Consider the following 22,642-nt stretch of genomic DNA (forward strand, 5'->3'; position numbering starts at 1 on the left):
CTGCTTCATGGAAAAAGCGCGAGTCGAAGATCGGCTCGCGCTTTTTTTTGCCTGCCGTTGTGCCGCCGCCGCGTTACCGCCTCGGCTGATGCTTGCGGACCACCATCCAGCGCGGCGACTTGAACCGGACGATGCTCACGTAAAGCCACACGTACGTGAGCGCGAACACGATCACGAACGCGAACAAATGGATCGTGTGCTGCCAGAAGAGCGTCGCGGGAATCACCGCGACGAGGCAGAGCAGCCACAGGTACGGCGACGTCAGCGAATTCCGGCGCGTGAGCTCGTGCGCGGCGCGCGTGCCGACCGCCCAGCGCATCAGCCGCTTGTAGACGAGCATATGCAGGTGCACGCCGTCCGGGATGCCGGGCGACATGCCGCGAATGAATTTCTTCCGATAGATCGAGAAGCAGGTCTCGAAGATCGGATACATGAAGAGCAGCACCGGATACCACGCGGACACCTCGCGGTGCCGCATCACGAGCGAGATCGCGAGCTCGGCGAGCATGAAGCCGATGAAGTACGCGCCGCCGTCGCCGAGGAAGATAAGGCCCGCCGGAAAGTTCCAGATGAAGAAGCCCATGATCGCGCCCATCATCACGATCGAGCCGGACATCACGACCGGGTCGCCGACCTGGAACGCGACGTACGCGAGCGACGCGAACATCATGAACGCGACCATCGATGCGAGGCCGTTGAAGCCGTCGATGATGTTGACCGCGTTCGCGAGCGCGGCGACGGCGAGCACCGTGACCGAGGCCGAGATCGCCGCGTAGCCGAGCAGGAAATCGAGGGGCGGCACGCTGATGCGCGTGATCGCGATGCCCATCAGCACGAACGCGAGCGCCGCGGCCGCCATCGTGCAGACGAGCCGCGCGGCGGGCGTCACTTTCTTCGTCAGATCCTCGATCAGCCCGGACGCGAACGCGGGCAGCCCGCACGCGGCGAGCCCGAGAATGCTGCCCGCGATCGCCGGATACCGGCGCGACAGCAGCGCCGTCGCGACCACGAGCCCGATCAGGATGCCGATGCCGCCCACCCGCGGCACCGGCCGCGCATGGAATTTCTGCACGCCGGCGAGATCGTTGTCGATCGAGAATTTCTCGTGCAGGTGCGCATAGCGGACGATGAGCAGCGTGACGAGAAGCGAGACGATGAAGCCGACGGCGAAGCTGAGCATGGGCGTGCCCGGAAATTGGACAGCGGATTATACAAAACCGCGCGGGTTGTTTTCCTGCCAGCGCCAGTGGTCCGCGCACATCCGGTCGAGGTCGCGCTCGGCCTTCCAGCCGATGATATCGGCCGCGGCGGCGGGGTTCGCGTAGCACTCGGCGACGTCGCCCGGGCGGCGCGCGACGAGCTCGTACGGCACGGGCCGCCCCGACGCCTTCTCGAACGCGCGCACGACTTCGAGCACGCTGTAGCCGCGGCCCGTGCCGAGGTTGACGGTGAGGCTCGCGTCGCGGCGCTCGAGTGCGTCGAGCGCCGCGATGTGGCCGCGCGCGAGATCGACGACATGGATGTAGTCGCGTACGCCGGTGCCGTCGGGCGTCGGGTAGTCGCTGCCGAACACACGCAGCTTCTCGAGCTTGCCGACCGCGACCTGCGCGACGTACGGCATCAGGTTGTTCGGAATGCCGGCCGGGTCCTCGCCGATGAGGCCGCTTTCGTGCGCGCCGACCGGATTGAAGTAGCGCAGCGTCGCGACGCGCCAGGCCGGATCGGCGAGCTCGACGTCGCGCAGGATCTGCTCGGCGATCAGCTTCGTCTGGCCGTACGGGTTGGTCGCCGAGAGCGGGAACGTTTCGTCGATCGGCGAGCGCTCGGGCACGCCGTATACGGTCGCCGACGAGCTGAACACGATCCGCTTCACGTTGCGCTCGCGCATCACGCGCAGCAGCGACAGCAGGCCGTCGAGGTTGTTGCGGTAATACTCGACGGGCTTCGCGACCGATTCGCCGACCGCCTTCAGCGCGGCGAAGTGAATCGCGGCCGTGATCGGATGCGCGTCGAACACCCGCGCGAGCGCGCGCTCGTCGCAGACGTCGACTTCGTGGAAGGCGGGCGTCTTGCCCGTGATCTTCTCGATCCGTGCGATCGCCTCGCGCTTGCTGTTGACGAGGTTGTCGGCGATCACGACGTCGTAGCCGTGCTCGAGCAGCTCGACGGCGGTGTGCGAACCGATATAGCCCGCGCCGCCGGTGACGAGGATCGTGCCCTTCGTGCTCATTGCTGATTGCTCCGTCAAAGTGTGACGCCCGTCAGGGCGGAAATGGTCTGATGATAACGTTCGATGACTTTCGCTTCGTCGAATTCCGCGGCGACCTTCCGCCGGCCGCGCTCGCCCATCGCGCGCCGCTCGGCGGCGCTCATGTCGAGCATCCGCGCGAGTTGCGCGGCGAGGCTCGCGCTGTCGCGCGCCGTGCACAAGAGGCCCGTGTCGCCGTCGGCGACGACGTCGCGGCAGCCCGGCACGTCGGTCGCGACGATCGGGCGGCCCATCGCGGACGCTTCCATCAGCGTGCGCGGCACGCCTTCGCGATACGACGGCAGCACGACGCAGTCGGCGCGGGCGATGTGCGGCCGCACGTCGTGCGCCTCGCCGAGGTAATCGATCACGCCCTCGCGCACCCACGCGTCGACGTCGGCGCGCGAGATCGCGCTCGGATTGTCGACGCCGACGGGGCCGAGCAGCGCGAAGCGCGCCTGCGGATAGCGCGTGCGCAGCGCGCGCGCCGCGTCGACATATTCGCGCACGCCTTTGTCCCACAGCAGGCGGCCAATCAATACGAACGTGAACGTGTCGCGCTCGGGCAGCGGCGCGAGCGCGAACTGCTCGAGGTCGACGCCTTCGCCGTGCAGGAGGCGCGCGCGCTGCGGATGCGCGAGGAGCCGCTCGTGCGCGAACGTGTCGAGATCGTCGCGGTTCAGGAACCAGATTTCGCGCGGGAAGCGGAACGCGAAGCGGTACAGCGCCTTCGCGACGCGTGCGGCGCGGCTTCTCTGGATGAATACGTAGCCCAAGCCCGTCGTCACCGCGATCGACGGCACGCGCGCGAGCCATGCGGCGATCGATCCGTAAATGTTCGGCTTGATCGTGTAATGGAACACGAGATCGGGCCTGATTTCCCGATAGTGCCGATAGAGCGCGGCGAGCGTGCGCAGGTCCTCGCGCGGGCTCGTGCCTTTCGATGCGACGGGCAGCTCCGCGTAGCGGCAGCCCATCCGCACGAGCGGCTCGACCGTGCGGTCGCGCGGCGCGAGCACCGTCACCTGCGCGCCGCGCGCGATCAGCATGCGCAGCAGGCCGTGCCGGTACGTGTAGATCGCCCACGCGGTATTGCAGACGAGAACGATGCGCAGGGCGGAAGCGGAACTCATGTCGGGCTGAAAAAAATAATCGGATGCGCGGGCCAGTCTGAGCGGGCGCGTGAGCGGGCGCGGCGCGTCATGCGGCGCCGCGCGGGGCGAACAGCAGGCGCTTCGCGCGCTGCAGCGTCGAATAGGGCGTCACGAAATGAAGCAGATTTTTCGCGACGCCGAGCCAATCGTAAGGATTGAGCGGATCGAAGTAATGCAGCGCCAGCGCGAGCGTCGACGCGATCTGCCGCCGCCGCTTCGTCGCGCTGATGCCGCCTTCGTTCAATTCGTAATACAAACCGAGCTCCGGCAGGTTCGCGCAATCGTAGCGTTCCATTAACCGTAAAAAAAGATCGAGGTCTTCCGCCGCGCGATATTTGATTCGATAGTTGCCGGCCTGTTTCACCGCCGCGATGTCGAGCATCATCGACGGATGGACGAACGGCGAGCGAAAGAAGCGCGTGCGGCGCAGCGTCGCGGGATCGGCGGCGGGCGTCAGCATGAAGAGCGGCCGGCCGTCGCGCGACACGACCTGCGTCCACGTGCCGAGGCCCGCCACGTGCGGATGCGCGTCGAAGTACGCGCGCTGCTTCGCGAGCCGGCCGGGCGCGGCGAGGTCGCCCGCGTCGATGCGCGCCGCGTAGCGGAAGCCGCGCGCGGCGAGCGCGTCGATGCCGGCCGCGAGCGCGCGCTCGATTCCGCCGTTTCGCGGCATCCGCAGCACGTCGATCGCGAGCCCCGGCAGCTCGGGCGCGGCGATGGGCGGCGTGCTGCCGTCGTCGACGACGAGCACGCGCACGGGCGCGTCCTCGCGAAACGACATCAGCGTGCGCAGCAGATCGTCGTGCGCGTTGTATGCCGGAATCAGCACGGCGACATCGTCGAGCGAGCGGGCGGCGCCGGGCGGGGCGAAAGAGGGCGTCATGGGCGCAGCTTCAGGCTGATGTAGTAGAAATTGACCGACGCGGCGGCGAGATAGCCGGCGGCGAGGCCCGCGAGCGCGCCATAGAGGCCGAGTGCGGGAATCGCGATCAGGTTGACGAGCGCGGCGAGCGCGAGCGCCGTCGACCATTTCGCGAGCAGCACGAACTTCGCCTGATACTTGAGCACGACGAGATTGCCGATCGCCTCGATGCCGGCCGGCACCGACAGCCACACCGCAAGGCGGAACACGTCGACCGACGTCTCGAAGCCGGGGCCGAACACCTTGCGGATAATGAAGCCCGCGAGCAGGTCGAGCACGAGCGCGCCCGCGGCCATCAGCGCGGCCGTCATGCCGATCAGGCGCCACACGTTGCGGCGCAGCCGCGGCGCGTCCTGCACGCGGTAGACGAACGCGGGCGCGATCGTTTGCGCGAGCATCAGCGCGAGCGTGATCCAGTTCTCGTTCAACTGCTGCGCGGCCGCGTAGCGGCCGAGCTCGGCGAACGACACGTAGCGCTCGAGCATCAGCCGGTCGAGCTTCAGGAACAGGTACATGCAGACGAGGCCGAGCCAGAAGACGGTGCCTGTCGTCGCGAACTCGCGCACGAGCGGGCGCTCGACGCGCCAGCCGAGCGCGCCGCCGTTGCGGCCGCGGTAATACCAGATCAGCGCGGCCGCGATCGCCGCGGCCTCGAGCGCCCACAGCCAGCCGAAGCGCGCGGGCGCGGCGGCGGCGCGCACCAAGAGCCACACGAGCGCCATCTTCGCGATCGCCGCCGCGATGCTCGCGAGCAGTTGCGGCTTGCTGTACGTCATGCTCTGCAGCCACGCATTGACGATACCGACGAACGGCTCGCGCAGCACGAGCGTCACCGCGAGCCCGGCGAGCATCGCGCCGACGAGCGGATCGAACGCGCCCAGGGCGATCGCCGCCCACGTGAGCGCGAGCGCGGCGACCGACACCGCGAAGCGCAGCGCGAACGCGCTGCCGAGCACGGCGCCCAGTTGCGCGCCCGTGCGCTGGACGATCGTCGGCACGAGGATCTCCGCGCCGCACACCCAGGTGAGCGGCGCGAGGACGAGGAGGAGCGTATTCGCGTATTGCCATTTGCCGAACGCGTCGGGGCCGAAGTAGCGGGCGAGCAGGCCGCTCACGACGATCGCGACGCCGATCTGCGTGAGCCGCTCGAGCCCGAGCCATGCGAGGTTCGCGACGGCCTTCGCGACGTCGGGATTCGAAAGCCTGGATTTCAGCATGACGCGCCGCGGGCAAACGTGCGCGAGATGACCGGGCCGGCCGACCGCGGGAGCGGTTTTGCTGCGATGAAGCATTCAGGCATTAAAATGGGCGCGATCGGCGTAGCTGAAACCAGCGATTATAAGTTGGATCGGATTCGCTTCCGGCATCGGCAGAGCCATGCGTTGCCGCTCGCCGGTCGGTTCGGGCGACAATTTTTTACGCATTCGCGTTGAGGCGGCCAAATTTTTTATGGACGACACTGAGAGTGAATCGATGATCTCCCAATCCATCTTCAAGGCATACGATATTCGGGGCGTGATCGGCAAGACGCTCGACGCCGACGTCGCGCGCGCGATCGGCCGCGCGTTCGGCAGCGAAGTGCGCGCGCAGGGCGGCGACGCGGTCGTCGTCGCGCGCGACGGCCGCCTGTCGGGCCCCGAGCTCGTCGGCGCGCTCGCGGACGGGCTGCGCGCGTCGGGCGTCGATGTCGTCGACGTCGGCATGGTGCCGACGCCCGTCGGCTACTTCGCGGCGAGCGTGCCGCTCGCGCTCGCCAACGGCGAGCGCCGCGTCGACTCGTGCATCGTCGTCACGGGCAGCCACAACCCGCCCGACTACAACGGCTTCAAGATGGTGCTGCGCGGCGCCGCGATCTACGGCGGCCAGATCCAGGCCCTCTACAAGCGCATCGTCGACGAGCGCTTCGAAGCCGGCAGCGGTTCGTATGAGCAATACGACGTCGCCGACCAGTACGTCGAGCGCATCGTCGGCGACATCAAGCCCGCGCGGCCGCTCAAGCTCGTCGTCGACGCGGGCAACGGCGTCGCGGGCCCGCTCGCGACGCGCCTGTTCAAGGCGCTCGGCTGCGAGCTCGTCGAGCTCTTCACCGACATCGACGGCAACTTCCCGAACCACCACCCGGACCCGGCGCACCCGGAGAACCTGCAGGACGTGATCGCGAAGCTGAAGACGACCGACGCCGAGATCGGCTTCGCGTTCGACGGCGACGGCGACCGCCTCGGCGTCGTCACGAAGGACGGCCAGATCATCTACCCGGACCGCCAGCTGATGCTGTTCGCGCAGGAAGTGCTGTCGCGCAACCCGGGCGCGCAGATCATCTACGACGTGAAGTGCACGCGCAACCTCGCGCACTGGGTGCGCGAGAAGGGCGGCGAGCCGCTGATGTGGAAGACGGGCCACTCGCTCGTGAAGGCGAAGCTGCGCGAAACGGGCGCGCCGCTCGCGGGCGAGATGAGCGGCCACGTGTTCTTCAAGGATCGCTGGTACGGCTTCGACGACGGTCTCTACACGGGCGCGCGCCTGCTCGAGATCCTCGCGCGCGTGGCCGATCCGAGCGCGCTTCTGAACGGCCTGCCGAACGCGGTGTCGACGCCGGAGCTTCAGCTCAAGCTCGAAGAGGGCGAGAACGTGAAGCTGATCGACAAGCTGCGCGCCGATGCGAAGTTCGACGGCGCCGACGAAGTCGTGACGATCGACGGCCTGCGCGTCGAGTATCCGGACGGCTTCGGCCTCGCGCGCTCGTCGAACACGACGCCCGTGGTCGTGCTGCGCTTCGAGGCGACGTCCGACGCGGCGCTCGCGCGAATCCAGGACGATTTCCGGCGCGCGCTGAAGGCCGCGAAGCCGGACGCGAACCTGCCGTTCTGAGCTTGACTTTCGCGCGTCGCGCGGCGGGGGCGGCCCGAGCGGCCTTGCGCTGACGCAAGCCTTGTCGAAAAAGCGGCGACGCATTCGTGCGTTCGCCGCTTTTTGTCTGTGCCGGCCGTCCGGCGCGATAAAATCCGTCCTTTCGGTCTGTGCCGGCGGCTGCCGGCCATTTTTTTCAGCGTGCAAAAAATTCTGATCGTGCGCGTGTCGTCGCTCGGCGACGTCGTGCATAACATGCCGGTGATCGCCGACATCCGCCGGCGCCATCCCGACGCGCAGATCGACTGGCTCGTCGAGGAAGGCTTCGCCGATCTCGTGCGGCTCGTCGACGGCGTGCGCAACGTGCTGCCGTTCTCGCTGCGGCGCTGGCGCAAGCGCCTCGGCACGCCCGGCACGTGGCGCGAGATCCGCGCGTTCCGGCGGCGGCTCGCCGAAGAGCGCTACGACCTCGTGATCGATTGCCAGGGGCTCATCAAGACCGCGTGGGTCGCGAGCTGGGCGCGCGGGCCGCTCGTCGGCCTCGGCAACCGCACCGACGGCGCGGGCTACGAGTGGCCGGTGCGCTTCTTCTACGACAAGCGCGTGCCGATCGTACCGCGCACGCATGTCGTCGAGCGCTCGCGGCAGCTCGTCGCGGCCGCGCTGGGCGACCCCGCGCCGACGCCTGCCGATGCGATCGATTTCGGCGTCGACACGCGCGGCGCGTCGCAAGCGCTCGCGTCGCTCGATCTGAACCTGCCGGTGCCGTACGTCGTGTTCGTCCACGCGACGTCGCGCGCCGACAAGCAGTGGCCCGACGACGCATGGATCGGCCTCGGCGAGGCGCTCGTGCGGCGCGGCGCGTCGCTCGTGCTGCCGTGGGGCAGCGACGCCGAGCGCGCGACGAGCGAGCGTCTCGCGAAGGCGTTCGGCGCGGCGGCGATCGTGCCGCCGAAGCTGTCGCTGCCCGCGGTCGTCGGCCTCATCGACGGCGCGGCGGCGACGGTCGGCGTCGATACCGGCCTCGTTCACATCGCGGCGGCGCTGAAGCGTCCGACCGTCGAACTGTACAATTTCGCGACAGCCTGGCGCACGGGCGGCTACTGGTCGCCCAACGTCGTCAATCTCGGCACCGCCGGCGCGCCGCCGTCCCTTTCGCAGGTGAAGGACGCACTCGCGTCGTTCGGCCTCTTGTAATCCCGACAGGCGATCATGAGCGAATCCCAGATCATCGAAATTGCGTCCGCCGACTGGAGCGGCCAACAACTGTCCGTGCCGCGCGAGCAGCTGCTCGCCGGCCTCGAAGACGGCAAGGTGCTGTTCTTTTCACATCTGCGCTTCGCGATCGAAGGCGGCGAGGAAGCGCTGCTCGATCCCGCGTTCGCCGATCCGAAGCGCAAGAACATCAGCCTCGCGCCGAACGGCGGCGCGCTCGCCGGCGTGGCGGGCGACGCCGTCACGCAATCGGCCGTGCGCGCGCTGATCGCGCGTTTCCAGCAGCAGGCGGGCACGCTCGTCGACGGCCTCTTTCCCGAGTATCGCGGCAAGCTGCGCGTCGCGCCGACGAGCCTGCGCCTGATGCAGGTCGAGACGCGCGAGACGTCGTGGCGCAAGGACGACAGCCGCCTGCACGTCGACGCGTTTCCGTCGCGGCCGAATTACGGCGAGCGGATTCTGCGCGTGTTCACCAACGTGAACCCGGCGGGCGTGCCGCGCGTGTGGCGCGTCGGCGAGCCGTTCGAGGACGTCGCGAAGCGCTTCTTGCCGCGTATCAAGCCGCAGGTGCCGGGCTCCGCGTGGCTGCTCGAATTGCTGCACGTGACGAAGTCGCGCCGCAGCGCGTACGACCACCTGATGCTGAATCTGCACGACAGCATGAAGGCCGATCTCGACTATCAGAAGAGCAGCCCGCAGCAGACGATGCCGTTCCCGTCGGGCAGCGTGTGGGTGTGCTTCTCGGATCAGGCGTCGCACGCGGTGATGTCCGGCCAGTTCATGCTCGAGCAGACTTTCTTCCTGCCGGTGGACGCGATGGTCCGTCCGGAGCGCGCGCCGCTCGGCATTCTCGAACGCCTGCAGGGCAGGGCTCTCGTTTGAGCGCGCGCGACGTTTCCTTCGACGGAGCCGCCGCGCGATGCTGAGAGCGATCTATCGCGCGCTGTGGTGGCTGATCGCGCCGCTCGCGGTGCTGCGCCTGCTGTGGCGCTCGCGCAAGGAGCGCGGCTATCGCGAGCATATCGGCGAGCGCTTCGGCTTCGGGCCGGGCCGCGCGCTTGCGCGCCACATCGACGAATCGACGCCGATCGTCTGGGTGCACGCGGTGTCCGTCGGCGAGACGCGCGCCGCGCAGCCGCTCGTCGATGCGCTGATGCGCGCGCGGCCCGACGTGCACGTGCTGCTCACGCACATGACGCCGAGCGGCCGCGCGACGGGCGAGCAGATCTTCGGCGAGCGCGTCTCGCGCTGCTATCTGCCGTACGATCTGCCGCATCTCGTGCGGCGCTTCCTGCATGGGTGGCGGCCGTCGCTCGGCCTCGTGATGGAGACCGAAGTCTGGCCGACGCTCATCGACGAGTGCCGCCGCGCCGACGTGCCGCTCGTATTGACGAACGCGCGGATGTCGGCGCGCTCGTTCAGGCGCGCGGCGAAGTTCGGCTCGGCCGCGCGCGAGGTGTTCGGCGGCTTCTCGCGCGTGCTCGCGCAAAGCCCGGCCGACGCGGAGCGCCTGTCATCGCTCGGCGCGCGCAACGTCGCCGTGCTCGGCAACCTGAAGTTCGACATGACGACGCCGCCCGAGCTCGCCGCGCGCGGCCGCGCATGGCGCGAGGCGATCGGCGGGCGGCCGGTGTGGGTCGCGGCGAGCACGCGCGACGGCGAGGAGGCGCTCGTGCTCGACGCGTTCGCCGGGGTGACGACGCCGGGCGCGCTGCTGATTCTCGTGCCGCGCCATCCGCAGCGCTTCGCCGAAGTCGCGGCGCTCGTCGAGCGGCGCGGCTTGCGCCACGCACGCCGCACCGAATGGGCGGCCGACGCGGCCGCCGCCGCGGCGGGCCAGCCGGCCGCATCCGCGTTGCCGGCAAACGTCGACGTGCTGCTCGGCGATTCGATGGGCGAGCTGGGCGCGTACTACGCGGCCGCCGACGTCGCGTTCATCGGCGGCAGCCTGCTGCCGCTCGGCGGGCAGAATCTGATCGAGGCGTGCGCGGTGGGCGTGCCGGTGCTGATCGGGCCGCACGTGTTCAACTTCACGCAGGCGACGGCCGATGCGGTCGCGGCGGGCGCGTGCGCGCAGGTGCGGGATTCGGCGGATCTTGCGTGCACGCTCGACGAACTGTTCGCCGATCACGCGCGCCGCACCGCGATGGGCGCGGCGGGCGCCGCGTTCGCCGCGCGGCATCGCGGGGCGACCGCGCGCACGGTCGACGTGCTGAATGCGCTGTTGCCGCCGCCGCGCGCCGTGTCGGCGGCAAGCGACGAAGGCGAGGGCGGCGGGCGCGACACGGGGGCTGCGCGCGACTGAGCGCCGCATCGCGCCGTGCGTGGTTGCGAGACGGCGGCGTCATCGCAGCCGCGGCCGCCACGGCCGCCGCATCGCGCGATCGCGGTGTCGCGCCGCTCCGCGATCGCGCGAGCCCAGGCCGCGAACATCGCGCGCCGCGCGCTCAGACCGTCAGCAATCCTTTTTTCTCGATGAACGCGATCACGTCGGCGACGCCGTCGAGCGCCTTCAGATTGCACATCACGTACGGGCGTTCGCCGCGCATCTTCTTCGTGTCGGACGCCATCACGTCGAGATTCGCGCCCACGAGCGGCGCGAGATCCGTCTTGTTGATCACGAGCAGATCCGACTTCGTGATCCCCGGGCCGCCCTTGCGCGGAATCTTCTCGCCGCCCGCGACGTCGATCACGTAGATCGTCAGGTCCGACAGCTCAGGGCTGAACGTCGCCGCGAGGTTGTCGCCGCCCGATTCGATGAACACGATGTCCGCGTCCGGAAAGCGCGACAGCATCCGGTCGACCGCCTCGAGATTGATCGACGCGTCCTCGCGGATCGCCGTGTGCGGGCAGCCGCCCGTCTCGACGCCCATGATCCGTTCTTCGGGCAGCGCGCCCGCGATCGTCAGCAGGCGCTGGTCTTCCTTCGTGTAGATGTCGTTCGTGATCGCGACGAGGTCGTAGCGCTCGCGCATGCCCTTGCAGAGCATTTCGAGGAGCGTCGTCTTGCCGGAGCCGACGGGGCCGCCGATGCCGACGCGCAGCGGCGGGAGCTTCTTCGTGCGGCGGGCCGCCGCCGCGGAATGGGGTGCGTTCATGATTCGGTGCGTGAGAATGCTCTGGGATGCTTATGAACGGAACAGGCGCGAATACTGCGATTCGTGCCGCGCGGACAGGATGCCGAGCTGCGGCGCGAACGTGTTGATCGCGTCGGGCGGCGTCGCGAGCGCGCGGCGCACCGCGGCGCGGATCGGCTCGCGCAGCGCGACGATGATCTTCTGGCCCGCGAGCTGGCCGAGCGGCACCGCCTTGATCGCGGCGGCCGTCTGGTTCTCGACCCAGCCGAACGCGTACGCGGCGAGCGTCGCGTCGGGCGTCGCGCCGTGCGCGGCCGCCGCGAACGCGAACGCGCTCGGCAGCGCGATCGGCGAGATCGACGCGAGCGTCGCGCGGCGCGCGGCGTCGCCCCATTCGAGCGACGCGCACAGTTGCGCGAGCGACCAGCCCATCTGCTCGGTTTCGCGGCGCAGCTCGGACGATTCACGGCTCGCGACGAATTCGTCGTTCGCCTCGGCGAGCGCCGCCGCGTCGTGCGCGTGCCAGCGCGCGAGTTGATGCGCGAGGAACGGCAGCTCGCCGTGCGCGAGCACGTCGGCGAGACCGCTCGCGATCCAGTCGCGCGCGTCGTCGGCGTTGCGGATGAGCGGCGCGTCGAGCGCGGCCTCGAGGCCCTGCGAATAGCTGAACGCGCCGATCGGCAAGGCCGGCGACGCGAGATGCAGCAGCGCGACGAGCTCAGCGGTGTCCATGGCCATGACCGTGCGAGCAGGACGGACCATGCTGATGATCGTGATCGTGATCGTGATCGTGCGAGTGCGAGTGCGAGTGCGAGTGCGAGTGCGAGTGGCCGTGGTGCTCGCCGAACACCTGCTGCGCGAGCGCGTAATCCTCGGCGAACGTCGCGTCGTGCCCGTGCCGATGCCCGCCGCCGTATGCGCCGGCTTCCGGCTGGAACGGCGCGTTCGCGCGCTCGATCGTCGCGCCGAGGCGCGCGAGCATGTCGGCGAGCACGGGATCGTATTCGAGCTTCAGGTAATGCGCGCCGACCTCGACGGGCGTATGCCGGTTGCCGAGATGGTACGCGGCGCGCGTGAGCGTGAGCGCGTCGGGCGCGCGCACGAGCAGCACGGCTTCGTCGGCCGCGGCGACGCGCACGAGCGCGCCGTCGTCGGCGACGAGCACGTCGCCGTCGGCGAGCACCGTGCCGCGCGGCAGCACGAGCGCGATTTCCTCGCCCGTGTCGAGCGTCGCGGCGAGCCGGCTCTTGCAGCGCGCGTCATAAGCGAGCGTGAGCGCCGGCGCGCGCGCGACGAGCGAGGCGGCGAGTTTCACGTTCGGGGCGATGCGTTTGTCGATCGTGCGCATGATGATTCGTCAGGACTTCAGAACAGGAAATAGCGTTGCGCCATCGGCAGCACGGCGGCGGGCTCGCAGGTGAGCAGCGTGCCGTCGGCGACGACGTCGTAGGTTTCGGGATCGACGCTGATGGCGGGCCGCCACGCGTTGTGGATCATGTCGTTTTTCGTCACGGTGCGGCAGCCGCGCACCGGCACGAGCCTTTTCGCGAGCCCGTAGCGTTGGCCGATGCCCGCGTCGAGCGCGAGCTGCGACACGAACGTGAGCGACGTGCGCGCGAGCGCGCCGCCGCGCGTCGCGAACATCTCGCGGTAATGAACGGGCTGCGGCGTCGGGATCGACGCGTTCGGGTCGCCCATCTGCGCGAGCGCGATCATGCCGCCTTTCAGGATCATCGCGGGCTTGATCCCGAAGAACGCGGGCTCCCACAGCACGAGGTCGGCCCACTTGCCCGGCTCGATCGAGCCGACTTCGTGTGCGATGCCGTGCGTGAGCGCCGGATTGATCGTGTACTTCGCGACGTAGCGCTTCGCGCGGAAGTTGTCGTGGCGCACGCTGTCCTCGGCAAGCGCGCCGCGCTGCACCTTCATCTTGTGCGCGGTCTGCCACGTGCGGATGATCACTTCGCCGACGCGGCCCATCGCCTGCGAATCGGACGAGAGCATCGACAGCGCGCCGAGATCGTGCAGGATGTCCTCGGCCGCGATCGTCTCGCGGCGAATGCGCGATTCGGCGAACGCGAGATCCTCGGCGATCGACGGGTCGAGGTGATGGCACACCATCAGCATGTCGAGGTGCTCGTCGAGCGTGTTGATCGTGTACGGACGCGTCGGATTCGTCGACGACGGCAGTACGTTCGGCTCGCCGCACACCTTCAGGATGTCGGGCGCGTGGCCGCCGCCCGCGCCTTCGGTGTGGTACGTGTGGATCGTGCGGCCCTTGAACGCGGCGACCGTCGCTTCGACGAAGCCGCCTTCGTTCAGCGTGTCGGTATGGATCGCGACCTGCGTGTCGGTGTCGTCGGCGACCGCGAGGCAGTTGTCGATCGCGGCGGGCGTCGTGCCCCAGTCCTCGTGCAGCTTGAGGCCGATCGCGCCGGCCTCGACCTGCTCGACGAGCGGCTGCGGCCGGCTCGCGTTGCCCTTGCCGAGGAAGCCGAGATTGATCGGCCAGCCGTCGGCCGCCTGCAGCATGCGCTCCATGTGCCACGGTCCCGGCGTGCAGGTGGTCGCGTTGGTGCCGGTCGCGGGGCCCGTGCCGCCGCCGATCATCGTCGTCACGCCGGAAGCCAACGCCTCGTCGATCTGCTGCGGGCTGATGAAGTGGATGTGCGTGTCGATGCCGCCCGCCGTCACGATCAGGCCTTCGCCCGCGATGATCTCGGTCGCCGCGCCGATCGCGATCGTCACGCCCGGCTGGATGTCCGGATTGCCCGCCTTGCCGATCGCGGCGATGCGGCCGTGCTTGATCGCGATGTCCGCCTTCACGATGCCCCAGTGATCGAGGATCACCGCATTCGTGATCACGGTGTCGGCGACGTCGGCCGCGCCCAGTTGCGATTGCCCCATGCCGTCGCGGATCACCTTGCCGCCGCCGAACTTCACTTCTTCGCCGTAGATCGTATAGTCGCGCTCGATTTCGATCAGCAGCTCGGTGTCCGCGAGGCGAATGCGGTCGCCCGTCGTCGGCCCGTACATTTCCGCGTACGCGCGGCGGCTCAAACGTAATGTCATGTCGTCGAATCCTTCGGATGCCCGTGCGGGCGTGTCAACGAGTCGCGTCGGGGCGGGCGCTCAGAGCGGCCCCATCACCTTGCCCTGGAAGCCGTAGACGGCGCGCGCGCCCGCGAGCTCGACGAGCTCGACCGTGCGCGACTGGCCGGGCTCGAAGCGCACCGCGGTGCCGGCCGCGATGTTCAGCCGAAAGCCGCGCGCGGCCGCGCGATCGAACGACAGCGCGTCGTTGACTTCGTGGAAGTGATAGTGCGAGCCGACCTGCACGGGGCGATCGCCCGTGTTCGCGACGGCGAGCTCGATCGTCTTGCGGCCCGCGTTCAGCTCGTGCTCGCCTTCGTCGATGAGGATTTCGCCGGGGATCATGCGGCCCTCCGGCCAAGCGTGCGTGCGGCGCGGAATCCGTCAGCGGAATGCGCGGGGAAATGAACCATGCGGTGAATCATGATGCGCCTTCACGGAATCGGGTGGTGGACGGTGACGAGCTTCGTGCCGTCGGGAAACGTCGCTTCGACCTGGATGTCGGGAATCATCTCGGGCACGCCTTCCATCACGTCGTCGCGCGTGAGCAGCGTCGTGCCGTAATGCATCACCTCGGCGACCGTCTTGCCGTCGCGCGCGGCTTCCATCAGCGCGGCCGTGATGAACGCGATCGTCTCCGGGTAGTTGAGCTTGAGCCCGCGGGCTCGGCGGCGCTCGGCGAGGAGCGCCGCCGTGAAGATCAACAGCTTGTCTTTTTCTCGGGGGGTCAGTTTCATGAAAGAAACATTTTGGAAAACGTAATATTCGGGCGGCGCGCTGCGCGGCGGGCGCGAAGATATCGTAGCACTGCGAACATGCGCGTGCGGCGAGGCCTGCTGAAGCAAGAGAGCAAGGCACGTGCCACGCGTTTTATCCGCGCGTTCGTGCCGCGCGGCGGTGCGGCGCGCACCGAGATGGCGCGTTTTTCTGAAAGGCGTGCGTCAGGAACGTGCGGCGATCAGGTCTGCCAGAGACGCAGCGGCTTCGCGTCGACGCCGTGGACGATCGGGCGCAGCGCAAGCCATTGGTCGATGAACAGGCGCTGCAGCGTTTCCATCGAATGGGCGAGCGCGCGAATCAGCATCACGCCGGGCGCGACGCACGTGACGCCGGCGCGCAGCGCGTCGTCGAACGGCAGCGCGGGCGCGATCGATTCGGCGAGCGCGTCGGTGCATGCGGCGCCGAGCGCCCACAGCGTGCCGTAGACGGGAAAGCCGCCGAGCCCTTGCGGCGCGGCGCGCAGCGGATCGGCCGCGTCGAGGCGCGCGCGCTCGACCCACCATGGCCGCCCCGACGGGCCGACGATCTTCGAGAACGATGCGATGCTGCCCGTCGACCACGCTTCGCCCGCCGCCTGGCGGCCGAGCTGCGTCGCGTCCCAGCCGAGCGCGCTCGCGCCGTCGCCGAGCTTCAGCACGAATTCGAGCGACGCGTGCGCGGCGTCGAAGAACAGATTGTTCTGCGGCAGCCAGTCGAGCTTCGCGTGCGCGCCGACGTCGATGTCGATCCGCTGCCGCGCGTCGAGCCCGTTCGACTTGTACCACTTCGTCGCGCCGGGCGTCGTCAGCACCGCGTGCGTGCCGGCGTCGAGCCTCACGTCGATCTCGAGGCGGTCGCCGCCGGCGACGCCGCCCGGCGGATGAACGATGACCGCGTGGCAGATCGCGTCGCCTTCCGGATAGAGCGCGCGCTGCACGCGCAGCGGCCCCGCGTGCCGGCGATGGGCGAGCGCGGTGCGCCCCGCCGGCTGCCGCTCGAAGCCGAGCTCGAGGCGGGCGTGCCACGCCTTGGCGGCGGGGCGGACGAGCGTGGCGTGGGGTTCGTGGGCGGACATCGGTCGAATCTGGAAAGCGGGCGCATCAATGCTACAGGATACCCGGCGTGCGGGCGCGGCCGGGCGCGATGGTTGCGCGCGACGATTTCGCGCGAGCGAGCCGCGTCGCGGCGCAGCCGCTTGTCGCTCGCGGATTGACGCAATGCGCGTTCGGCACGGGCGCGCTCGGCTCGCCTTCGCCGCGAAGCGCGCGGCTCAAACCGCGATCATCTCACGCACGCCGTGCGCGTCCATCTCGCTGCCCGCGCCGCCCGCGACGATCTCGCCGCGGCTCATCACCCAGTAGCGATCGGCGATCGAGCGCGCGAAATCGTAGTACTGCTCGACGAGCAGCACCGTCATCTTCGATTCGTCGACGAGCTGCCGCAGCGTGCGGCCGATGTCCTGGATGATCGACGGCTGGATGCCTTCCGTCGGCTCGTCGAGGATCAGCAGTTGCGGCTCGCTCATCAGCGCGCGGCCGATCGCGAGCTGCTGCTGCTGGCCGCCCGACAGGTCGCCGCCGCGCCGCGCGCGCATGTCTTTCAGCACCGGAAAGAGATCGTAGATGCGGTCGGGCACCTTGGACGGCGCCTTGCGGCTCGCCGCGCCGACGAGCAGGTTCTCCTCGACGGTGAGCCGCGGAAAGACGTCGCGGCCCTGCGGCACGTAAGCGAGGCCCGCGGCGACGCGCGCGTAGGGCGGCAGCGCGCCGAGCGGCTTGCCGCGCCACGCGATGCCGCCGCTTTTCGTCGGCACGACGCCCATCACGCAGCGCAAGAGCGTCGTCTTGCCGACGCCGTTGCGCCCGAGCAGCACGGTGAGCTTGCCGTCGCCGGCTTCGAGCGTCACGTCGCGCAGGATGTGGCTGCCGCCGTAGTATTGGTTCAGCGCTTCGATCGTCAGCATCGCATCATCGTCCGAGGTAAGACTCGATCACCGCTTCGTCGCGCTTCACCTGATCGAGCGTGCCTTGCGCGAGCACCGCGCCTTCGGCCATCACGGTCACGCGGCCCGCGTCGCCCGCGAGCGCCGCGACGAACTCCATGTCGTGCTCGACGACCATCATCGAGCACGTGCCGCGCAGCGTGTTCAGCAGCTCGGCGAGCGCCATCGTCTCGTGGTCGGTCATGCCGGCCGCGGGCTCGTCGAGCAGCAGCAGCGCGGGGCGCTGCATCAGCAGCATGCCGATCTCGAGCCGCTGCTTCTGCCCGTGCGACAGCTCGCCCGCGAGCCGGTACGCGCTGTCCTCGAGCCGGATCAGCGCGAGCGTCTCTTCGATCCGCGCCTGCGCCGCGCGGTCGAGCCGCGCGCGCAGCGACGCGAACCAGCGCTTGTCGGCCGCCATCGCGAGCTCGAGGTTTTCCCATACCGGGTGCTGCTCGAACACGGTCGGCTTCTGGAACTTGCGGCCGATGCCGGCGCGGGCGATCTCCGGCTCGTTCATGCGTGCGAGGTCGAGCGTCTGGCCGAGGAACACCTTGCCCGCGTCGGGGCGCGTCTTGCCGGTGATCACGTCCATCATCGTCGTCTTGCCGGCGCCGTTCGGGCCGATCACGCAGCGCAGCTCGCCGACGTCGATCGACAGCGACAGCTTTCTCAGCGCCCGAAAACCGTCGAAGCTCACTTCGACGTCCTCAAGATAGAGGATCGTGCCGTGCGACGTGTCGATCGCGCCGGGCGTGACGACGTGCGACATCGGCGCCGTGCCGCTGACCGCGCGCAGATCGACGCCGTCCGGCTGCGCGAGGTCGGGAATCATCGCGTTCTCGTTCATCGTGGCGTTCCCTTGCGCGTGACGGTGTCGACGAGGCCCATGATGCCGCGCGGCAGCACGAGCGGCACGAGCACGAAGATGAGGCCGAGGAAGAACAGCCAGTATTCGGCGAAGTACGCGGTGAACACGCTCTTCGCGCCGTTGACGGCGAACGCGCCGACGATCGGGCCGATCAGCGTGCCGCGGCCGCCCACCGCGACCCAGATCGCCATCTCGATCGAGTTGCCGGGCGACATCTCGCTCGGGTTGATGATGCCGACCTGCGGCACGTACAGCGCGCCCGCGATTGCGCACAGCACGGCCGACACGACCCACACGAACAGCTTGTACGCGAGCGGGCTGTAGCCGAGGAACATGATGCGCGTCTCGCCGTCGCGGATCGCGGTGACGACGCGGCCGAGCTTGCTCGTGACGATCGCGCGCGCGGCCACGAACGACGCGACGAGCGTCGCGAACGTCATCAGCAACAGCGCCGTGCGCGTGTCGGGCGACGTGATCGCGAAGCCGGCGATGCGCTTGAAATCGGTGAAGCCGTTGTTGCCGCCGAAGCCCGTCTCGTTGCGATAGAAGAGCAGCATCGCGGCGAACGTCGTCGCCTGCGTGATGATCGACAGATAGACGCCCTTCACGCGCGAGCGGAACGTGAAGAAGCCGAACACCCACGCGACGGCGGCAGGCACGAGCACGACGAGCGCGAGCGCATACGCGAGATGCTCGGTGCCGCTCCAGTACCACGGCAGCCGATGCCAGTCGAGGAACACCATGAAGTCGGGCAGGTCGCTGCCGTACTTGCCGTCGCGGCCGATCGCGCGCATCAGGTACATGCCGATCGCATAGCCGCCGAGCGCGAAGAACAGGCCGTGCCCGAGGCTCAGGATGCCGCAGTAGCCCCAGACGAGATCGAGCGCGAGCGCGGCGATCGCGTAGCACATCAGCTTGCCCGCGAGCGTCATTGCATAGGATGACAGATGAAAAGCGCTCGACTCGGGCGCGACGAGCGCGGCGAGCGGCACGCCGACGCCCACCGCGACGCACAGCGCGACGAGCGCGAGCCACGCGCGCCGCGACAGCAGCGCGGGGCGCGGCGGCAGGCCGAGCGCGAAGCGCGGCGCGGCGGGGGCGGCCGCCGCGGGGGAGGCGGCGCTCGGCGCGACGCAAAGTGATTGGATCGTCGAAGTCATGTCAAGCCTCCGCGCTGCGGCCCTTCAGGGCGAACATCCCTTGCGGGCGTTTCTGGATGAACAGCACGATCATCACGAGCACCGCGATCTTCGCGAGCACGGCGCCCCAGAACGGTTCGATCGCCTTGCTGACGAGCCCGAGGCCGAAGCCGCCGAGCACCGTGCCCGCGATCTGTCCGACGCCGCCGAGCACGACCGCCATGAACGAATCGATGATGTAGCTCTGGCCGAGATCGGGGCCGACATTGCCGATCTGCGACAGCGCGCAGCCGCCGAGCCCCGCGATGCCCGCGCCGAACGCGAACGCATACGAATCGACGCGCGCCGTCTTCACGCCGACGCACGCGGCCATCCGGCGGTTCTGCGTGACCGCGCGCACGAACAGGCCGAGCCGCGTCTTCGTGAGCACCGCCCACGCGACGCCGACGACGGCGAGCGCGAACGCGAGGATCGCGAGCCGGTTGTACGGCAGGATCAGGTTCTGCATCACGGTCACGCCGCCGCTCATCCATGACGGATTGACGACTTGCACGTTCTGCGCGCCGAAGATCATTCGCGTCGCCTGGATCAGGATGAGGCTCACGCCGAAGGTTGTGAGGAGCGTCTCGAGCGGGCGGCCGTACAGGTGCTTGAGCACCGTGCGCTCGAGCACGGCACCGAGCGCGGCCGCCGCGAGAAACGACGCCGGAATCGCGGCGAGCGGATACCAGTCGAACGCGCCCGGCAGGTAGCGCTGCACGAGCGTCTGCACGACATAGGTCGCGTACGCGCCGATCATCAGGAATTCGCCGTGCGCCATGTTGATGACGCCGATGAGGCCGTAGGTGATCGCGAGGCCGAGCGCGGCGAGCAGCAGCACGCTGCCGAGCGACAGGCCCGCGAACAGCGTGCCCGCGATCTCGCCGCGGCGCTGGATCGTGTGCAGCGCGTCGAGCCCTTGCTGTGCGGCGTCGCGCACGCGCGCATCGGGCTCCGCATAGCTGCCGTCGGCATTTTTCGCGGCGAGCGGGCGCAGTTGCTCGATCATGTCGAGATCGCGGCGCGCGGCGACGAGCCGCACCGCTTCGAGGCGCTTCGCCGGATCGGCGTCGTGCAGCGCGGCGATCGCCCGCAGCGCGTCGAGGCGGCGCTTGAGCGTCGGGTCGGTCTCCTTCGCGCGCGCCGCGTCGATCATCGGTTTCAACGATGCGTCGGGGCTCTTCAGCAGCGCATCGATCGCGCCGCGCCGCGTGTCGGGATCGGGCGAAGCGAGATCGAGCCCGGACAGCGCATTCGCGATCTTCGTGCGCAGCAGGTTGTTGAGCATCACGGGTTGCGCGTCGCCCGCCTGCGCGGGGGCGTTCGTCAGCGCGTCGCGCGCGGTGTCGCCGCTCTGGATCAGGATGCGTCCCGCGTCGGTCGCGAGCGCGTCGCCGTTCGCGAGCGCGTTCAGGAGCGCGACGGCGGCGGCGTCGTGCTCGGCGGCGAGATGGTCGACCGCGGCGGTCTTTGCGTCGAAGTCGTCGCCGGCGAGCGCGGCGACGTCGGCAGCCGTGACGGCGAGCGCCGCGCGGGGCGCGCCGAGCGCGAACGCCGCGCACGCGGCGAGCGCCGCGAACGCACGGGCGGCGCGGCTCAAAGGCGTGGGCATCGGTATGTCCTCGCGAAGGGAGAGGGCGCGCGCGGCGCGGCCGCGCGCGATGAAGACGCCGCGCTTTCGCGCGGCGCGTGCGCAGGCGTCAGGCGAGCGCCGTGCGGCGGCGCAGGAAATCGGAAATCGAGCCGACCACATCGGGCTTGCCCTGATTGCCCGCGATGAACGGGCTCCACGGCTGCGCGCGGACGGCCGTCTTCGTCTTCCAGACGACGTTGAACTGGCCGTCGCCGCGGATCTCGCCGATCATCACCGGCTTGTGCAGATGATGGTTGCCGTCCATCGTCAGCGTGAAGCCCGACGGCGCGGCCACGCTCTGGCCGATCATCGCGGCGCGCACGCGGTCGACATCGGTGCTCTTCGCCTTCTCGACCGCCTGCTTCCACATGTGGATGCCGACGAACGTCGCTTCCATCGGATCGTTGGTCACGCGTTTCGCGCCGCCCGGCAGGTTCTGCGACTTCACCCACGCGGCGAACTGCTCCTTGAACTTCGCGTTCGCCGGCCCCTTCACCGACATGAAGTAATTCCACGCGGCCAGGTGCCCGACGAGCGGCTTCGTGTCGATGCCGCGCAGCTCTTCTTCGCCCACCGAGAACGCGACGACGGGCACGTCGGTCGCCTTGAGCCCCTGATTGCCGAGCTCCTTGTAGAACGGCACGTTCGAATCGCCGTTGATCGTCGAGATCACCGTCGTCTTGCCGCCTTGCGCGAAGGTCTTGATGTTCGCGACGATCGTCTGGTAATCGCTGTGCCCGAACGGTGTGTAGACTTCCTGAATATCGGAATCCTTGACGCCCTTCGATTTCAGGAACGCGCGCAGGATCTTGTTGGTCGTGCGCGGATAGACGTAATCGGTGCCGAGCAGGAAGAAGCGCTTCGCGCCGCCGCCTTCCGAGCTCATCATGTATTCGACGGCCGGAATCGCCTGCTGATTCGGCGCGGCGCCCGTGTAGAACACGTTGCGCGACATCTCTTCGCCCTCGTACTGAACCGGGTAGTAGAGCAGGCCGTTCAGCTCCTCGAACACGGGCAGCACCGATTTGCGCGACACCGACGTCCAGCAGCCGAACACGCACGCGACCTTGTCCTGCGTGAGCAACTGGCGCGCCTTCTCGGCGAAGAGCGGCCAGTTCGAGGCGGGATCGACGACGACGGGCTGAATCTGCCGCCCGAGCACGCCGCCGTTCTTGTTGATGTCGGCGATCGTCATCAGCGCGGTGTCCTTGAGCGAAGTCTCGGAGATCGCCATCGTGCCCGACAGCGAATGCAGGATGCCCACCTTGATCGGGCCTTTGCCCGCATCCGCCGCGCGCGCGAGCGGGCTTTGCCCCGCGAGCGCCATCACGCCTGCCATCGATCCGAACTTCAAAAGACTGCGACGTTTCATCGAATTCCCCTTGCCTGTTGGAGTGTGGGCACGCACCGGAGCGGACACGCGGCGAACCGATTACGCAAGGCATGTGCCAGAAGCGGCGCGGCGCGCGTGCGCGCGCCCGTCGGCGGGGCTTTCGGCGATGCGCCGCGGTGCCTGCGATGCCCGCGTTCGCGCATCGCGTGGTCCGTCGCGGTGCAGCGCCGGGCGCGCGCATGCTGCATGGTTGTGCATCGCGGGCCGCGTGCTTACACTCTCAATGCGAATTCCCCGCGGTGCGACGCTCGGGCGCCGCGCCCGTCAGCGC

At 69.0% G+C, this 22,642-nt stretch carries 22 protein-coding genes; 5 read left to right on the top strand and 17 right to left on the bottom strand.

Going from position 1 to position 22,642, the window contains the following annotated elements; all coding sequences use genetic code 11:
- Positions 1-73: 73 nt before the first annotated feature.
- The 5 genes from WT60_RS05420 to WT60_RS05440 form a co-directional block, all read right to left on the bottom strand.
- Entirely contained in the window at positions 74-1,180 is a 1,107-nt protein-coding gene (locus WT60_RS05420) for a glycosyltransferase (RefSeq protein ID WP_038745820.1), read from the bottom strand.
- A gap of 27 nt (positions 1,181-1,207) precedes the next feature.
- A complete protein-coding gene (gene galE, locus WT60_RS05425; protein WP_038745818.1) occupies positions 1,208-2,230 on the bottom strand; it encodes a UDP-glucose 4-epimerase GalE in 1,023 nt (340 codons plus the stop codon).
- Between the two features lie 14 nt (positions 2,231-2,244).
- A complete protein-coding gene (locus tag WT60_RS05430) occupies positions 2,245-3,381 on the bottom strand; it encodes a glycosyltransferase family 4 protein (protein ID WP_038745816.1) in 1,137 nt (378 codons plus the stop codon).
- Between the two features lie 67 nt (positions 3,382-3,448).
- Positions 3,449-4,285 (bottom strand): glycosyltransferase, encoded by an 837-nt coding sequence (locus WT60_RS05435; RefSeq protein WP_060355541.1) that lies wholly within the window; start codon positions 4,283-4,285, stop codon positions 3,449-3,451.
- Positions 4,282-5,616 carry an oligosaccharide flippase family protein gene (locus WT60_RS05440; protein ID WP_186448567.1) on the bottom strand — a complete coding sequence of 445 codons (1,335 nt, stop codon included), beginning with the start codon at positions 5,614-5,616 and terminating at the stop codon, positions 4,282-4,284. The genes WT60_RS05435 and WT60_RS05440 overlap by 4 nt, the downstream gene beginning before the upstream one ends.
- On the opposite strand from WT60_RS05440, the gene WT60_RS05445 reads away from it, so the two are divergent.
- The 5 genes from WT60_RS05445 to waaA all read left to right on the top strand — a co-directional run bounded on the left by WT60_RS05445 (position 5,569) and on the right by waaA (position 10,691).
- Complete coding sequence (locus WT60_RS05445; protein ID WP_156432535.1) at positions 5,569-5,757, top strand: hypothetical protein; 189 nt, start codon at positions 5,569-5,571, stop codon at positions 5,755-5,757. The two genes, WT60_RS05440 and WT60_RS05445, sit on opposite strands and share 48 nt — an antisense overlap.
- A gap of 16 nt (positions 5,758-5,773) precedes the next feature.
- Entirely contained in the window at positions 5,774-7,192 is a 1,419-nt protein-coding gene (locus WT60_RS05450; protein ID WP_082754463.1) for a phosphomannomutase/phosphoglucomutase, read from the top strand.
- 108 nt (positions 7,193-7,300) lie between these two features.
- Complete coding sequence (waaC, locus tag WT60_RS05455; RefSeq protein WP_059583604.1) at positions 7,301-8,368, top strand: lipopolysaccharide heptosyltransferase I; 1,068 nt, start codon at positions 7,301-7,303, stop codon at positions 8,366-8,368.
- 15 nt (positions 8,369-8,383) lie between these two features.
- Positions 8,384-9,268, top strand: coding sequence for a Kdo hydroxylase family protein (locus WT60_RS05460; protein ID WP_059645031.1), 885 nt, complete (start codon positions 8,384-8,386; stop codon positions 9,266-9,268).
- A gap of 37 nt (positions 9,269-9,305) precedes the next feature.
- Positions 9,306-10,691, top strand: coding sequence for a lipid IV(A) 3-deoxy-D-manno-octulosonic acid transferase (gene waaA, locus WT60_RS05465; RefSeq protein WP_038745810.1), 1,386 nt, complete (start codon positions 9,306-9,308; stop codon positions 10,689-10,691).
- Between the two features lie 142 nt (positions 10,692-10,833).
- Here the strand turns inward: waaA and ureG are convergent, their stop codons facing one another.
- The 12 genes from ureG to urtA form a co-directional block, all read right to left on the bottom strand.
- A complete protein-coding gene (ureG, locus tag WT60_RS05470; RefSeq protein WP_038745808.1) occupies positions 10,834-11,484 on the bottom strand; it encodes an urease accessory protein UreG in 651 nt (216 codons plus the stop codon).
- Positions 11,485-11,514: 30 nt separating this feature from the next.
- Positions 11,515-12,195, bottom strand: a complete 681-nt coding sequence (locus tag WT60_RS05475; RefSeq protein ID WP_038745806.1) for an urease accessory UreF family protein — start codon at positions 12,193-12,195, stop codon at positions 11,515-11,517.
- On the bottom strand, positions 12,182-12,811 hold the full coding sequence (gene ureE / locus WT60_RS05480) for an urease accessory protein UreE (protein ID WP_060355542.1): 630 nt from the start codon (positions 12,809-12,811) through the stop codon (positions 12,182-12,184). Before ureE ends, WT60_RS05475 begins: the two co-directional genes overlap by 14 nt.
- Positions 12,812-12,828: 17 nt before the next feature.
- Complete coding sequence (gene ureC, locus WT60_RS05485; protein WP_059583612.1) at positions 12,829-14,535, bottom strand: urease subunit alpha; 1,707 nt, start codon at positions 14,533-14,535, stop codon at positions 12,829-12,831.
- Positions 14,536-14,595: 60 nt separating this feature from the next.
- Positions 14,596-14,901, bottom strand: coding sequence for an urease subunit beta (locus WT60_RS05490; RefSeq protein WP_038745800.1), 306 nt, complete (start codon positions 14,899-14,901; stop codon positions 14,596-14,598).
- Between the two features lie 89 nt (positions 14,902-14,990).
- A complete protein-coding gene (gene ureA, locus WT60_RS05495; RefSeq protein ID WP_009889615.1) occupies positions 14,991-15,293 on the bottom strand; it encodes an urease subunit gamma in 303 nt (100 codons plus the stop codon).
- A 221-nt stretch (positions 15,294-15,514) separates the two neighbouring features.
- Complete coding sequence (locus tag WT60_RS05500) at positions 15,515-16,390, bottom strand: urease accessory protein UreD (protein ID WP_038745798.1); 876 nt, start codon at positions 16,388-16,390, stop codon at positions 15,515-15,517.
- Between the two features lie 195 nt (positions 16,391-16,585).
- Positions 16,586-17,278: an urea ABC transporter ATP-binding subunit UrtE gene (gene urtE, locus WT60_RS05505; RefSeq protein ID WP_038745796.1), complete on the bottom strand. Its 693-nt coding sequence runs from the start codon at positions 17,276-17,278 to the stop codon at positions 16,586-16,588.
- Between the two features lie 4 nt (positions 17,279-17,282).
- Entirely contained in the window at positions 17,283-18,146 is an 864-nt protein-coding gene (gene urtD / locus WT60_RS05510; protein WP_038745794.1) for an urea ABC transporter ATP-binding protein UrtD, read from the bottom strand.
- Positions 18,143-19,327 carry an urea ABC transporter permease subunit UrtC gene (gene urtC, locus WT60_RS05515; protein WP_059583617.1) on the bottom strand — a complete coding sequence of 395 codons (1,185 nt, stop codon included), beginning with the start codon at positions 19,325-19,327 and terminating at the stop codon, positions 18,143-18,145. The genes urtD and urtC overlap by 4 nt, the downstream gene beginning before the upstream one ends.
- Before the next feature lies 1 nt (position 19,328).
- Complete coding sequence (urtB, locus tag WT60_RS05520) at positions 19,329-20,957, bottom strand: urea ABC transporter permease subunit UrtB (protein WP_060355543.1); 1,629 nt, start codon at positions 20,955-20,957, stop codon at positions 19,329-19,331.
- Positions 20,958-21,045: 88 nt separating this feature from the next.
- Positions 21,046-22,350, bottom strand: coding sequence for an urea ABC transporter substrate-binding protein (gene urtA / locus WT60_RS05525; protein ID WP_060355544.1), 1,305 nt, complete (start codon positions 22,348-22,350; stop codon positions 21,046-21,048).
- Positions 22,351-22,642 lie beyond the last annotated feature (292 nt).

This window comes from Burkholderia sp. MSMB617WGS (assembly GCF_001532025.2).
In the GTDB taxonomy this organism is placed as follows: Bacteria; Pseudomonadota; Gammaproteobacteria; order Burkholderiales; family Burkholderiaceae; genus Burkholderia; species Burkholderia savannae.